Source organism: Halalkalibacter lacteus (assembly GCF_036663595.1).
GTDB classification, from domain to species: Bacteria; Bacillota; Bacilli; order Bacillales; family Bacillaceae_D; genus Halalkalibacter; species Halalkalibacter lacteus.
In genome coordinates this window covers 18,516-32,073 of record NZ_JAWRVL010000036.1, presented here as the reverse complement: position 1 = coordinate 32,073, position 13,558 = coordinate 18,516, and the positions used below count along the sequence as shown (strand labels likewise).

Below are 13,558 nucleotides of genomic sequence, written 5' to 3'. Positions count from 1 at the left end.
GTTGGCTAGTAAAAGCAACTATTATCCGAGAAGCCCCCACTTCAAATTCTGCAAGAATTAAGTGGTGGGTAGTTCACAGGTTATTGGTTTCAACAACTTGTCAGATTATGTAGGATTTAGTTTGGCATTAATAGTGGGGAATCGTATAAGTAAATGAGGTTTTTTGTATAAAATGCAAGCAGATGTTTTTAAATAACTAGAAATCTACTTGCATTTATTTTCTCTCGTTAGTCTTCTCTATATCCTAAATCATTTAAGGTTAAATCTTGATATGCTTCTCCAATTCGATATGAAGTAATTCTTTCCTTACCACTTGCTCCTACAATAATACCTCTATCTAGCCAAGTTATTGCCCATTTAGTGATAGTAATTGGCTTTACTTGAAATAACTCTGCAATTTCCTTAGGTTTAGTGGGTCTATTACGTTCTATAAGAAATCGTAATAATGTTTTTTCTTTTGGCTCTAAAGAAAGGATTCTTGGGTCTGAAGGGGTTGTGGCAAATTTAATTGAAAGATTAGCAACCTTTTCATATGCTAGAGCCATGATTCTTAAAAAATATTCAATCCAAGGGGCTAAATCATCAGGATTTTTACGACCTTCATAATAAAGTGCAGGTAGTCCCATTTGTAAATGCTTATAATATCCTTGTAAATCTTCCACATAGTATTCTTCCATTGAGTGAAATCCTTTAACATCGTAATTCTCTATTGATAGAATGTATGATGCTAATGCTCGTGCTGTTCGCCCATTACCATCTTCAAATGGGTGAATTGTGAGTAGTTGATATGTAGCAATAGATGCTTTAATTGGAACAGGAATTTCTTTTTCTGTGTTAATCCATTTTACCAATGCTTTCATTAATGGTGGAACATCTGAGTGTTCGGGAGGAATATATTCTGGTTGTCTTGTTTGATTATCATATACAGCAAACAAGACACCAGGTGGCATTGTCCCACGATAGATACTTTTTGTAGACTTTCTGCCAGCGCCATGCTTAACAATGATAGAGTGGAGTTGTTTTATAAAATCTTCTGTAATAGGAGTTTTGTTTTGTTTTTCTTGCGATAAGAAAGAAAGAGCTTCCCAATAATTTCTTACTTCTTCTTCCACAGGAATTCTAAAATCATCTTGTTTTTGTTTAACTACACGAGCAACTTGTTCTAAATCAAGTGTGTTTCCTTCTATACGTGTAGAATAATGTGTTGCCTTTAATTTAGCTTGTTCTTTTAGGTCACTTTCAATATGTGCTGGTATAGGCATCAATTCAACAATTGCTCTAGAACGTTCAATTGACATTAAGTCTTTTACGATTGGTTGGGAATAACTAAATTTAGGCATGTACAAATCATTTCACCATCCTTTTTAACTTAATTGATAAGTTAATTATACGCTATTCATACGCTAATTGAAATTTGTAGTTTATAATTTGTACGCTATTTATACGTTAATTTGTAATTTATAGAATGTAACTCATACGCTATTAATAAGTTAATTGAAATTTATAATATGTAATTCATACGCTATTAAACACAAGTAAGGTAATTGAAGAGTTCAAGCAATCGGGCACTATTCTACTAGGGTCACAGTTGCTACAATTGTAGCCCTATTAATAAATGTATTTGATAATTTAATATTGAGCCAATGGTTCGATCACATAAAAAATGAGCGACATGATTTCCAATTTCCATAACCTCTCTTATGATTGAAAGTGACTAAACGTTTAATCATAAGAGAGGAAAAGAAAGATGATCAATATAGCTTAACTTCATAATATCAAATTCTTACATAAGGTAGAAAGTCTGTCTCAACGAAAAATTGCAAAAGTCATGTGGCTCACTTTTCATGTGTCATTAACATGCTTTAATAACTTCATATTACAACAATTGTTGTTTTAACTTTAGTAGAACTTAAAGTGAAGAGCGTAATTGTCGAACAACATAAACTAAACTGGCTTCCTACTTTGTATTCATATAAACAAAGTAGGAAGCCTTATTTATTCTATAATTTCTTCATTTTAGTCTTGATTTCCCGAAGGGATATGCAAAAATACCCTATTAGGATTCTTATTCCTCATTTTCGGGGGATGGACAAAAACACCCAAATTAATATAGCTTATGTAAAAGAATATTAGCCTCTGTGTAGCGATAAGGGTTTCGCCCCTTATCGTTACACAGAAGTCAGCAAGCCAAGCGCGGTAGGGAAAGAGAAGATTCTCTCTTTTCGTAGTGTCCATTTTATTGACATAATATCAAGTTTATTTATTTTTTATTTTTTTGAAAATCTTCATAATAAGAAAAACTATTAAACATAAAATACCTAATAATATAAAAGCTCCTATTAGACTGAAATTCCCCAAAGTTTACCCCCCTTTAAAATGCATATAATCTAAATGTTCCCCCTGTTGATGTAATTCTAGTATATGCATTTGTATAAGTATATACAACAGTAACAGCACCATATCTCTGGGTTTCATCCAAGCTCCATGTTTTATATTTAGTTGTGGAATTATTTATATTACCATCATAAACTATCCCTACATACGTGCCACTACTTCCAAGTGCACCATATGCAACATTAGTTACAAAATTTTCTATTTTTGAAACCTTCGGTCCTCCGGCAGTAACTTTAGAAGTAACGTTCCCTCTATAACTATGATTTAATATACCTATATTGGAGTAGACTCTTCCGCTAAAATTAACTGTCACACCATTTTTAGTTAAAGTTTTATTAAAAGGTTTGCTATATGAGCTATTAAAAAAAGACATAGTTGATATATCACCAGGTTGGGAAGGAGTAAATATTGATGGCTCATTAGCAGAATCAGCATATACTCTTATAAATTCTGTGTCTTCTAAAGAGAATGGTTCATTTACTTCATAGGTAGAATTAATTTCATTGAATCTTTCAGCAATTTGTATCTGATTTAAATTCTTATTGATATCATGTTGAATTTCAGATGGTTGAATAGGGTCTAGCGATAGACTTGGTTCGTCTGCAAAAACAAAAGAAGCCATTGATAAGGTGCCTACTAATAAAACCAAAGATAAAAAGATTAGTTTGCTCATTTTTCTAGAAATATACATTAATAAACCTCCTATAAATATACTAGATAACCATTATCTAGTATATTTAAGCTTTAATCCAAAATCAACAATTATTTCCATAAGACGTCCACAAGTCGAGTAGAAGAGAGTCTCTCTACCTTTCGGTAGATTGTACTCTCCCCCTCACAGAACCGTGCTTGCGCTACTCACGCACACGGCTCCTCCTAGTTACCATTCACAAAAATAACTTGTAATTCCTGCTATCCTTACTAGTTTTGTTTCCATTTACTCATCCTACCTCTGTGTGTAGTAAATGTGTCCCTAGCAAGGGTAGTAACTTGGTAGCTAGCCTTTCCTCCATCGGCATTACCCAACTTCATTGGTACTACGCTGCTATCCGACTCCCTACCAGCGTTTGGTTTCCTTGCTTTTATCGCTTGTACACCATACTCTTCTATTAAGAAAAAAGACTGATAGGGTCTCCCGAGTTGCCGTATCATATCAATGTGTAACGTGCCAAGGTCTCTGACCCCAGAGTGGTTTCATTCTACTTGCCATTTACGAAGAATGAAATGTTGCTTTCTGTCGCAGGAAAAACATCAGCCCTCTCGATTTACTAACATTTTGGGGCTCAATCCCTTCAACCATTTGGCTTTCGGCCCATTGTCGGGTAGAAAACAAGCGCGCGCAATCAATGATTAATGAATCACGTTTCTTGTGGCCCCCCTACGATCCCGGACGGTCGGATTTCCCGAGTCCGGTTCTGACCTTGGATATCACATACTCGCCTTCCCTAATAACCGTAGGATTAAATGTTGGTACACATATTCCCCCATCAATTATTGGTTTACTTGTATGCTAGTCAATGAACACATAATAAGCTCAGTGTCTTTGATGTTCTGACTGTCCAAGTGCCCAGAGGTCCTTCGCTCCATCATAGGTGTTACCTTGATAGAAGTGCAATTACCTTACACTTAAGAAGGCATTACCCTTCCTGGTCTTACCCTTTCGGATGAAAAAGGCAAATATACAGGCTTAATGGAGTTTATGCCCCCTCAAGCCCGTAATAAAGTTTATCAAACGTATAGTGATCACGTCGTAAAAGAAACGAAAGATTTCATTTCATTTGATCCGTATATGAAGTGTAAAGTTAAATACAGGAACCTGACTAAAAACAATATGTTAAGGATTCCGTCTTTTGTGGAGTGGGTTAGTTAACCTACTCCCTTATTATTTTATTTTTCATCATCGAGAAATTCTTTCACAATTTTTTGCGCTTCACCCTTGCTATACTTAACAATAAAATCAATCAGAAGGATTTCTAATACCCTTTCTAGCGTAAAGTGGTGATTAGGGAATACCTGCGCTATATCTGAAAGCATCACTTCTCCTCTTAGCGCATCCTTCCTTTTCATTTTAGAGTAGAAAACCTCGACTTCATCTACTGGAGGTTTTCTTACTGGATAAAGAGGCACTTCCTCTATGTTCTTTTCATCATATTTTTTCAATCTCACATTAGGCGTTCCTTGGTCGTATTCAAGAAGAAGTTGATAGGTTGCTTTTATGTCTTGTTTTCTCCTTACGTAATCAATAAAGTCTTCCCATAACATCTCAACAAGGTCCCTTAACTTAAAACGGTTTTCTGTCAGGTCATAAACATCTTCACATAACACCTGTGCTCTAAAATAAATATCTCTTGGTACCATTAACCGTAACTCTGTATTCATGGGTATGAAGATCCGCGTCATAAAACTTGATGGCTTTAACTCTTGACCAATAAGATTCCTTTCACTAAATGCCCTCAAAGATGATTTCCCCTCTCTCTAGTCGCAATGACTGCTTAAAAATTCGGTGCGCTACCTTCCGCATACTTCTCCAACCCCATAACGTTGCATAGTAAGCAATTTGTTCTTCTAGAAAAGCATTGACCTTCACATGAACCGTTTCTTTGTGATTAACATACTCCACTTCCTCAAATTCTCTATTTCTTGATAAAGACGACTTTAAAAGTTGAGTGCAATAGTCCGTTTCTGATTCTTTTCTCTCGATCGATGCTCTGATAATAAATAATTTTTCTTCTTTGGTAACAGGGATTTTTATATCCCGTTTTTTATCAGAACGAGTTCTCCTAGAGACGTCTTTCTTCTGTTTGTTTAACATAGGATTTAACCGCACCTTACTCCCCACCCTCATTTTTTATAAATTCCCTCCCTTAGCCTTGGGTAACTCGGTATCTAGGTAACGTGGTAAGAATTTTCCTAGATAGAGAAGAGGGACGTCACCTATTCCCATTGCCAATCTTAATAGATATCCCTCCACCAGGACTAAACACTTTTGGACTTGCTATTAGTTGCTCATGTTCTCTTTTTTGTTCGTGTTTAATTTGTTCTCTATGAGCTGACTTACCTACTTTTAGAATCTCCGTCTGTTCAATAGTCTTTTGGTTAAGCCACAACTCTTCATCCTCTTCTTCCCACAACGGGGATGGTAAAGACATGCCTCTTTTTAAGTAAGGATCTACTATTCTAGAAAACTGTTCTGTGTGCCCAGCAATAAATAACGCTGCTCTTATGATTTGGCTACGATCTAAATGAGTAGCATGAAAAACATTCTCCACATACTCTTTGTACACATCCTCATATCTCACCGTAGGTCTATACATATAAAACCCTCCTGACGTCTTGTTGACGTGTGTTGACGCACATTGATATATCTCTAGTATCACCACTACTATAAATAGCGGTACGCTCCCTCACGTCTTTGATAAAGGATATTAAACACCGCTTGTCCACTATGCAAAAAAGATTTTTCATTTTGCGAATAGATTTTTGCACTTTGGTAAAGAATGGTTAAAAAACGAGAGGTGATTGTAATGTTTGGTTGGGGATTGGGCAAGCCAAAAAGTAAACTTGGGAAATGGCTCGACCAAAACGGATATACAATTTCTGAGCTATCAAAAGTCTCGAAGGTAAATAGAAACACTCTAGGGAAAGCCTGCTCTGATGACGACTATATTCCAAGTCCGCAAACAATGAAGAAGATACTCAAAGCAATCAGACAAAAAGACGCTAGCGCAAAGATGCAGGATTTCTGGGATATGTAAAAAACCCACCTTGCGTTACGTTGAGGTGGGTTTTTGCTACTCGTTTAAAGTAGAGATTATCGGGTTTTATTGTTTTATTTTTTATTTAGTAGCTCTTCTCTTAAGAAATTAGATAACCAACTCTATACAAAAGAAAAGTTAATTGCGTCAGAGAGCGTTTCTTTTGATACGAGAATATACGTTCTTATATAATGTACTCAAAAAGGTGATTTTTTGAATCATATAGAACGTAAAGTTAAACAAATTATACAAAACATACAAATTACAAAAGGTAGGAATCCCACTATAGAAGAATTAGTACAATGGACAGGAAGAGATAAGAAGGATTTACTTGCGATTTTGAGAAGACTTAACAAAATTTAAGTAGAGTATGCGGTATTCAAAGTCCGTTAATTTGCGTTTTAGACGGTTTTCAAAGCTTTTTACGACTTCTGCAAAATTTGGCTTCATAGAACAACACTCCTTTCCTATATACAATATCCAAAATTTTACAATTGTCAATGAGATATAATATATTATCTGACATAAAAAATATAAGTGAACAACCTCCATGAACAAATCAAATAGCCGTGTAAAGAAGCCCTCACATAGTAGTGAAGGCTTCTTTTGCATGTAGATCAAAGTGCAGAATGAAAAGAAAGGAGGTGAATATGTTATATGTTTCATATCTCTAATATATTATAAATTTTCAAAAAAAAATGTTAGTAAAGCGTTATTTTGCACTATAAGTAAATATAAAAATGCTATCTTTTAATAAAGGGGTAGCGTTAGGACCATATATTTAAAAAGGCCAATTTCTCAGCACTAAAATTGAGAAATTGGTCTTTTATCGTTACTCCAGAAAAGCGCCCGATTGCTGAAGATCAGACATAGATTCTATTAGCTGGTTTACTTTAATAAGAGTATTTCTTCTATTTACACTCAAAAGAATATTCATTAGTTAGATTATCATGTATTTCTAATATAATTTCTCCACCATTTTCATAGCATTGAGAAGTTAATGAACTTATTTCTTTAGTATTGAAATAACCCTTTGAAATAATCAGAAAGGATGCTACTAATAAGAGTATTACTAAAATCCATGAAATTCCCATTAAGTGCTGGTTTTTTAATAAAGGCATTTCCAGACTTTCCCCCCTTCCCTCTTCTCTTTAATGTTGAAGCACCCGTTTACTTTAAGTGCAATCCTTCACAATCTCTAAAATGTTTTAACATAAATATCCAATTCAACCCCCAAGTATTATTCCATTATCTGGCCCGATTGCTGAACAAGATCCAAGAATCAAATGAATACTCTATACATTTCTAGTTCACATAATTAGATGTTATGGGTACTGAAAAGGGATCTTCGACCGGAAGATCCTTTTAGCTGCTTGTTAAACTAAATCATCAGTTCAAGAACATTTAAAGTCTTCAACCCAATTATGTCCCTTTGAAATACAAAAGAGCGAATCTTCATTTTGAAGAATCGCTCGAAAAGCATCTCACAAATGTCTATTATTGAATTCCTGAACTACGTGATATTTCCTTATTTCATCTGCTGAAGAACCTCTTCCAGGCGATCCCAAGTTTCGGTGACTCCTTGCAGCATGCCCATGTCCATGACGGTCTTGAGGCTCTCCGCCGACGCATATTCAGCACGGTTGATCAGCTTAGTCTTGATGCCCAAATCGATGAATTCCAATGTAACATCAGTCGATGGCATGGCTTCATTCGTATTGCCTTCGGCATCCGAGAAGAAATCGACGTAGACGATCTTCTCCGGCTCGATGATCTTCTTATAAACCCCTTTGCCCCAAGATTCCATACCGTAAAATTCACCTTGATTTTGATCCACGCACTTCATGCAGTAGTGCCAAACGCCACCCGGCCGGAAATCGATGTTGCAGACAGGAAGCTCCCAGCCTCTTGGCCCCCACCAGCGTTTGAGATGCTCGGGATCTTTAAACATCTTGAACACGAGGTCGCGCGGCGCGGCCAAAATACGCTCCAGCACTAGTACCCGATCGTTCTCTACCCTCGAAACCATTGTGTTGTTGGACATTTCCATTCCTCCCAATAAATTTTTGTATTAAGTTGTCACTTTTCCCGTCACAATATTAGTCTTTTCTTTGCAATTCACTTAAATAATCATCCAAGCGATCGAATCTTTCATGCCAGACATGGTGGAAAGACTCCAGCCAATCATCTAGATCTTGGAACGGCTGCTGTCGTAGCTTGTAAATTCGCCGATTAGCAATTGCTTGCACCTCGACGAGTCCAGATTCATTAAGTACACGGAGATGTTTAGAAGTTTGTGGCTGGAGAAGACCAAGTCGTTCAGCAATTTCCCCTACAGTAAGGGGGCCAGCACGTAAAAGTTCAACAATGTGTAGTCGGTTGGGCTCAGCAAGTGCATTCAAAGTTGTTGTGATTTTAATGCCCATATTACCTTTCTCCTTTCACACTAAATATAACTCATAAAGAATATTCTTGTAAAGGAATATTGAAAGCTTATTTTGTTAAAAAATTTTACTTATCTTTCCCTTCGTTCAATAATCCTTATTCGATTAATTGGCCCTTTAAATCAATTTTAACTATTTCCAAATATGTGAGTATACTCAATCCTTTACTCCATAAAAAAATGAAAAGGCACTCCGTATAGAGTACGAACCTTTTCATGTCAAAACGTTCAATTATTCATTTAAAAGTATTTGCTATAGAAATCTTGTCTCAGCTTTCCACTTAGCTGAGCATATATTTTTGTAGTTTCACTCTTCTCGTGACCAAGTAAGCTCTGGATCACTTCAAGTGGGGCTCCATTGTTGATCATATGTGTCGCATAACTGTGTCTTAATTGGTGTGGGTGAATTTTCTTTTTAATTCCTGCTCGACTAGATATACGCTTAATGATATATCTCATAAGATCAATACTCATTCGCCTCTTTGGCCTTCTATCAGTGATAAACAAACATTGATCTTCATCATCTCGTTCATCTAAATATCTTTTCAACCACAAAGAACAACGAGTATTAAAGTACACTTCTCTTTCTTTATCACCTTTTCCATGTACAATAACGGAATTCGTAGAGAAGTTAATATCATCACGATTTAGTTTTACAACTTCTCCAATACGGCAGCCGGTAGAATAAAAAAACTCAAATACCGCATTTTCCATCGTGGTATGGCACGCTTCCCTCAGATGTTCTATTTCGAGTTCAGAAAGGAATTTAGGAATTCGTTTTCCTATTTTTGGTTCCTTCAGTTTAGCTGCAGGATTTTTAGAAATGAAGCCTTCCTCATATGTCCATTTAAATAGTGATCTAATACTACGAACTCTATGTCCCAGACTAGATGGCTTTAAATGTTCTCCCGCATCGATTAAATAACCTTTTAATTTTTCTGTAGTAAATTCATTCAAGTCAATATTACCAAAATATCGTAATAACAAATTATACTGAAAGCAATATGTTTTTATTGTTAATGCTGAATATCCCTCAATCTTCTTATCTAGTTGATATTTCTCCCAAGCTTCAGATAATAACATCTTTCTTCACTCTCCCAAGTTATGAACCAATTATTCTAGATTCTATTATGTTCAAGGAGAGTCATTTCTAATCATAGTTATTCAACAATCTAAGAATTTAATAGTTAACTTGAACTAAAAAACCTTGAAAGACAAGGGAAATTCGTTATCTTTCTTCAAGAATCGCGCCCGTTTGTGGAACAAGGGATATCGCCAACATAGACAAAAAATTATAGCGAATAACTATGGAATTTTTTCTCAAAACAGGATACTTATGTAAATCTCTCTTTTGCCAATTTGGTCATTTTACTAATAAATTCAGTCTTATTTTCTGTATAGGCTTCCCTATCATGCTTATAAGTTTCGGCTAATTTAACCTTTAGTTGCTGGTACTCATTTGCAACAGAAGGATTCATCCGGAGATAATCTCTAAAGTATAATCTATCCCATAGAAAATCTTGCTTTTTTGTACCCATATGAATATGGAAAGATTCTTTTTCTAATCCTGTGGGGGAATACCCTTTAACAAACATCAAATGGTTTCTCTGTTCCTTCATATGTATATAATTATTTGTACTCATCTTGCTAATTATTAAATCCCTAATTCCATCTTCCCCTGGAATCTCCACTAAAACATCAATTGTAGGCTTAGCTGATAAATTGGGTACGGCAGTGCTCCCAATATGTTCGACTCTTAAAGCAATTTCCGAACCAAAAATATTTGAAATGATTTGTTTTTCTTTTTGAAACATTGAAGTCCATTTTTCGTCATACTGTACAATGGTTATAGGATATAACTTGCCAAGTTCTTCTTTATTCATATTATCTCCTTTCATATGATTCAAGCAGGGAGTTTTCTGTAATTATGAATTCAACTTCGCACAAACAATACCTTCTAAATCCTATTTATTAAATAACAAAGGCGATGCCCCTTATTTAAGCATCGCGCCCGATTCTTGAATAGCTTCTATTGGCTATTTTGGTCAATTTTTTGACCAACTAGATTATTAACAACTGTTAGCATTGATTTAAAAATAAAGTTGGTAAAAGAATGAAGTCCTATACCAACACCTGCATCCTAAATCCATGAACAAGGTACTTTTAAAGCGGTAAGTTCTAAATTTTTAATATCACTTTCTCTACCGGTTCCATCAACTATTAAATCAACTGTCTTTAAGGGGTGTTGTTCTCTAATATATTGTTCTTCAGCAGGCATCCACAAATCTTCCCAAAAGTGACGTTTTCCTTCACCATCACGTTCGATACCTCTAGAAAGTCTTAATTCTTTTGGGCTTTCAACCCAAATTTTAAAATTATAATAATTATTTAGAGATTTTACTAATGAGTAACATCCTTCAATTATTACTAGTCCTCCGGTAGGTACATCATGCCACTCCGCCATATCATCTACATCCCAATCATATCTTTGATATTTTGTTTTCTGATTATTTCTTAGTGGCTCGAGAACTTGTTTTTTCACACGTTCGCAATCCCAATATCCACCTATTTCATCATCACTTACTTGCCTCCTTAGTCCTGAGGGTTTATAAAAATCATCCATGTGAATGATAGTAACATTATTGCCCCCTACTTCTTTAAAAGACTGAGCCAAAGTACTTTTTCCAGCTCCACCACAGCCATCAATACCTAACAAAAAAGTTTTATTGGTTATTTTGTTATCCATAAATTTTTTATACAGATCCGATACTAATAGTTCCATAAAATGCCCCCATTTTCTATTAATAATTCTTCCGAAAATAGCATTAACTTTTACCCCAGAAACAGACTTTTTTCCATTTATATATCTTGAGATAAGCGAATCATATCTCTACACTGTATACCGTTCTCAAAAATTTCTTCTGGATAATGCTTAATAAAAAAGTCCATATCAACACCAATAATTCTAAAACCACATTTTTGATATAGAGCCAATTGTCCTATACCTGAATTTCCAGTACCAATTTCAATTGTTTTATAACCTTTTGTCTTGGCTACCTGTATTGCATCCATTACTAACTGTTTCCCTATACCTCTACTATGTTGCTCTTCTACGACTGCAACATTCACCAACTCCACTGTCTCAGGTCTTGTTGGAAGTAATACATAAACTCCAACAATTTGCTTTTCACTTTCAGCTACAAAACATTCGCCTCGATTGACATATTCCTCAACAATATCTTTTGAAGGGTCAGCCAATAACAACAATTCCATTGGAAGTTTTTCACCTATGTTCAGTTTCCTAATATTCATTATTAATCTCCCTTAATAAACTTGTAATTTCTTTTATTTTACCAGTTTTTATTGAAATAACCTGCTAGTTCGTTCAATATACCTTACTCCATTAAATGGCCCTTTAAATAAAGATAGAGCGCAATTCTTACTTCAGAATTGCGCCCTTTAGCTTAATAACTCTTGCACATTACAGTATATATAGTTTCTTAGTGACAAAAGTTCATTTTTCTCAAAATCATAAGTATCTTTCTCATTCGCATAACTGTTAACCACTTTTTGAATAGTAAAGCTCATCTCTTTTGGCAAAGATGCTAGACCCCAGTTACCAGCTTCTTGCTTTGATGAAATAATTCCGTCTTTTAGATACCAAAATACTCTAATCAAATTTAATGTACAATAAATTGGGTCTTCTTTAATATTTTCTAAACACTCTTGGAAATCCCCCATAATGGAAGATATATAATGCGAACGTGGTACCGAAGGAAAGGCTTCAACAATAGGTTTTCCTTCTATACAAATTCCTCTATGAGTGGTTATCGTTATATGTGCAGCTAAATCAGCATCAGTCTTTATCTTTCCATTTAAATATTTCTTTGTCCCTTTTGACAAATCCTCTTCATACCGTTCTCTCCAGAATTCACTGTAATGGAAATCAAATGGGCAGGGATGCTTCCAAGTTTCTAATTGTTCTTTGTTCAAGAAACTTATTTCCAGTGGAAATGGGTCATTAGAGCAAGTTAGAAATAACTGTGCTAATTTTCTTTTGGTTTCAATAGTCATTGATTTGTTTGTAACAACCAAAACATCAATATCACTACTGTTCGGATTAAACCCTCCCATCGCCAATGAACCATGTATGTAAAAACCAATAATATCGTCATTAATAATTTCTTTAGTCTCACTTAGGAGATAAAAAACAAAATCTTTTATATCTAAAGAGCAATTTTTCCAACTATAAGTCATATTTAAATCCTCCAAATACCTTCTTCCAATTAACTCAATAACAAATATCTCAAATTTCCATTATTTCCACAATTAGTTATTCAAGAATCTGGCCTTTTCATGAAGAAAGACGCTTTCCTTATTTCAAAAGCGCTCTATTCTTGAATAAGCCTATGATCGATCTTAATAATGGTAAACTAGGATGTTGTTGCGGCAACTTTTTCAAAAAGCCCTTGTAAGTTGAAAAAAACTTCTTACTAATTATAAAATTTCATATGGTTTTTATCTTGTCTATAATAATCTAATCTATCTTGTAATGTACCTGAATGGAATTCGAATTTATGACCATCTGGATCAGTGAAGTAAATAGATTTTTTATCTTTTTCATCTCTTGGGCGACCTGAAAGAATGTTCACATTCAACTCCTTTAGTTTTTCGTACATTTTTAAAAAGTCTGCTTCTTCTATTGAAAAGGCTATATGTGTGTATGAATGTCTTATCTCATTACGAGGAATGTCTTTTTCCTCATTAAGAGCAAGCCACATCCCATTTAGGTCAAAATAAGCAGTACTTCCCCCCTTAACTAGAAGCTTTGCATCAAAAACATCTTGGTAAAACTTAATAGAATGTTCCAAATTAGAGACAGAAAATAAAAAATGGTTTAAGCCTTTTATAGTCACCATATCACCTCAATATTAATTTCGGTAAAAAAATCGCTTCTTAATTAACA

The 13,558-nt window shown here is 34.9% G+C and carries 16 protein-coding genes; 1 reads left to right on the top strand and 15 read right to left on the bottom strand.

The genetic code is table 11. The annotated features are described in order from the left end of the window. Window positions 1–227 precede the first annotated feature (227 nt). From SAZ04_RS19025 to SAZ04_RS19005, 5 genes are all read right to left on the bottom strand, one after another. Window positions 228–1,340 (bottom strand): Fic family protein, encoded by a 1,113-nt coding sequence (locus tag SAZ04_RS19025; RefSeq protein WP_332698222.1) that lies wholly within the window; start codon window positions 1,338–1,340, stop codon window positions 228–230. Between the two features lie 1,031 nt (window positions 1,341–2,371). Further along, window positions 2,372–3,085: a hypothetical protein gene (locus SAZ04_RS19020; protein ID WP_332698216.1), complete on the bottom strand. Its 714-nt coding sequence runs from the start codon at window positions 3,083–3,085 to the stop codon at window positions 2,372–2,374. A 1,196-nt stretch (window positions 3,086–4,281) separates the two neighbouring features. After that, window positions 4,282–4,851: a hypothetical protein gene (locus SAZ04_RS19015; protein WP_332698213.1), complete on the bottom strand. Its 570-nt coding sequence runs from the start codon at window positions 4,849–4,851 to the stop codon at window positions 4,282–4,284. Then, window positions 4,838–5,221, bottom strand: coding sequence for a hypothetical protein (locus SAZ04_RS19010; RefSeq protein ID WP_332698210.1), 384 nt, complete (start codon window positions 5,219–5,221; stop codon window positions 4,838–4,840). Before SAZ04_RS19010 ends, SAZ04_RS19015 begins: the two co-directional genes overlap by 14 nt. Before the next feature lie 103 nt (window positions 5,222–5,324). Next, window positions 5,325–5,708: a hypothetical protein gene (locus SAZ04_RS19005; RefSeq protein WP_332698207.1), complete on the bottom strand. Its 384-nt coding sequence runs from the start codon at window positions 5,706–5,708 to the stop codon at window positions 5,325–5,327. Window positions 5,709–5,918: 210 nt separating this feature from the next. Between SAZ04_RS19005 and SAZ04_RS19000 the strand changes: the two genes are divergently transcribed. Beyond that, complete coding sequence (locus SAZ04_RS19000; RefSeq protein ID WP_332698204.1) at window positions 5,919–6,149, top strand: helix-turn-helix domain-containing protein; 231 nt, start codon at window positions 5,919–5,921, stop codon at window positions 6,147–6,149. 327 nt (window positions 6,150–6,476) lie between these two features. On the opposite strand, the gene SAZ04_RS18995 is transcribed toward SAZ04_RS19000, so the two are convergent. From SAZ04_RS18995 to fosM, 10 genes are all read right to left on the bottom strand, one after another. Then, a complete protein-coding gene (locus SAZ04_RS18995; protein WP_332698201.1) occupies window positions 6,477–6,599 on the bottom strand; it encodes a hypothetical protein in 123 nt (40 codons plus the stop codon). Between the two features lie 461 nt (window positions 6,600–7,060). Beyond that, window positions 7,061–7,270: a hypothetical protein gene (locus SAZ04_RS18990; RefSeq protein ID WP_332698198.1), complete on the bottom strand. Its 210-nt coding sequence runs from the start codon at window positions 7,268–7,270 to the stop codon at window positions 7,061–7,063. Window positions 7,271–7,677: 407 nt separating this feature from the next. Next, window positions 7,678–8,193, bottom strand: a complete 516-nt coding sequence (locus SAZ04_RS18985) for an SRPBCC domain-containing protein (RefSeq protein WP_332698195.1) — start codon at window positions 8,191–8,193, stop codon at window positions 7,678–7,680. Between the two features lie 55 nt (window positions 8,194–8,248). Further along, window positions 8,249–8,575: an ArsR/SmtB family transcription factor gene (locus tag SAZ04_RS18980; RefSeq protein ID WP_332698192.1), complete on the bottom strand. Its 327-nt coding sequence runs from the start codon at window positions 8,573–8,575 to the stop codon at window positions 8,249–8,251. Between the two features lie 257 nt (window positions 8,576–8,832). Further along, a complete protein-coding gene (xerA, locus tag SAZ04_RS18975) occupies window positions 8,833–9,675 on the bottom strand; it encodes a site-specific tyrosine recombinase/integron integrase (protein WP_332698189.1) in 843 nt (280 codons plus the stop codon). Between the two features lie 251 nt (window positions 9,676–9,926). Continuing rightward, on the bottom strand, window positions 9,927–10,475 hold the full coding sequence (locus SAZ04_RS18970; protein WP_332698186.1) for a GrpB family protein: 549 nt from the start codon (window positions 10,473–10,475) through the stop codon (window positions 9,927–9,929). A gap of 257 nt (window positions 10,476–10,732) precedes the next feature. Further along, on the bottom strand, window positions 10,733–11,374 hold the full coding sequence (locus SAZ04_RS18965) for a uridine kinase family protein (RefSeq protein WP_332698184.1): 642 nt from the start codon (window positions 11,372–11,374) through the stop codon (window positions 10,733–10,735). A 77-nt stretch (window positions 11,375–11,451) separates the two neighbouring features. Then, the gene (locus tag SAZ04_RS18960; protein WP_332698181.1) at window positions 11,452–11,904 is read right to left on the bottom strand and encodes a GNAT family N-acetyltransferase; all 453 of its coding nucleotides are present in this window, start codon (window positions 11,902–11,904) and stop codon (window positions 11,452–11,454) included. Window positions 11,905–12,051: 147 nt separating this feature from the next. Then, the gene (locus SAZ04_RS18955) at window positions 12,052–12,849 is read right to left on the bottom strand and encodes an aminoglycoside adenylyltransferase domain-containing protein (protein WP_332698178.1); all 798 of its coding nucleotides are present in this window, start codon (window positions 12,847–12,849) and stop codon (window positions 12,052–12,054) included. Window positions 12,850–13,085: 236 nt separating this feature from the next. Next, window positions 13,086–13,511 (bottom strand): FosM family fosfomycin resistance protein, encoded by a 426-nt coding sequence (gene fosM, locus SAZ04_RS18950; RefSeq protein ID WP_431309034.1) that lies wholly within the window; start codon window positions 13,509–13,511, stop codon window positions 13,086–13,088. Window positions 13,512–13,558 lie beyond the last annotated feature (47 nt).